The 1015-nt window shown below is 62.5% G+C and carries 1 protein-coding gene; it reads right to left on the bottom strand.

Annotation, left to right across the window (positions count from 1 at the left end):
* Positions 1-5 precede the first annotated feature (5 nt).
* The gene (locus J3P75_RS18165; RefSeq protein ID WP_434707696.1) at positions 6-965 is read right to left on the bottom strand and encodes an alpha/beta hydrolase; all 960 of its coding nucleotides are present in this window, start codon (positions 963-965) and stop codon (positions 6-8) included.
* Positions 966-1015: the final 50 nt, after the last annotated feature.

Raw genomic sequence — 1015 nt, forward strand, 5'->3', positions numbered from 1 at the left:
CAAAATCACCCCCGAGCAAACGCCTGAGCCAAACGCCGGGCAATAAACGACTGCGCCTCCTCAGCCTCATCGACAATCGCGCCCATGCGCAGGAAGTCATGCGTCATCCCCGCATACACCTTGAGCTCGACAGTCACCCCCGCCGCCTGCAAATGACGCGCATACGCCACCCCCTCATCATGCAGCGGATCACACTCGGCCAACACCAGCAGCACCGGTGCAACATCAGCCGAGACTTCCCCGAGCAACGGCGAAAACCGCGGATCAAAACGATCACCCGGCTCACGCTGATAGTGGCTGTAAAACCACTCCAGCGACGCCTTCTCCAACAGATGACCTTCAGCAAACCGCTCGATCGACGATGTGCTGCGACTGGCATCGGTAACCGGATAGATCAGCACCTGCAAGCGCGGTCGCACCACGGCATCGGCCAGTTGCGCCGCTAACACCGTGGCCAGGCTGCCGCCCACGCTGTCACCGGCAACCGCCAGACGCGACGCATCCACACCGAGATCCGCAGCACTGGCCACCAACCAGTCCCAGGCATCACGGGCATCATCCGCCGCGGTGGGAAAGCGAAACTCCGGTGCCAGCCGATACGCCACCGACAGCACCACGCAGTCAGCCATCGAGGCCAGCGCCCGGCACAGCGAATCGTGGGAATCGAGGCTACCGACCACATAGCCACCGCCATGAAAATACAACAGCGCCGGCCGGCCGGCATCCGCCTGCAAGGGCTGGTTACTGTAGATCCGTGCATTCAGCAGCGCGCCATCGCGCACCGGCAATTGCAGCTCATCCACCACGGGCAGTTCTTCACCGCCAGCGTCCATCAACAGTGAAGACTGATCAAACTGCTCACGCGCCTCGGCCGGACTCAGCTGGTGCATGCCCACGCGTTTGCCGCTCGCCCGGCCGTTGCCGACCAGTTGCAAAAACGCGGCGATATCAGGGTTCAACGACATTCAAATCTCCAGCGCAGTGAAGCGCCACAGGCGCCCCACCGCTGTTCAGT

This window comes from Pseudomonas sp. R1-1, from assembly GCF_051132135.1.
Lineage (GTDB): Bacteria > Pseudomonadota > Gammaproteobacteria > Pseudomonadales > Pseudomonadaceae > Aquipseudomonas.

Excerpts from the sequence above, each read along its gene's own strand:
- J3P75_RS18165 (WP_434707696.1), bottom strand. The coding sequence starts at position 965 with ATGTCGTTGAACCCTGATATCGCCGCGTTTTTGCAACTGGTCGGCAAC.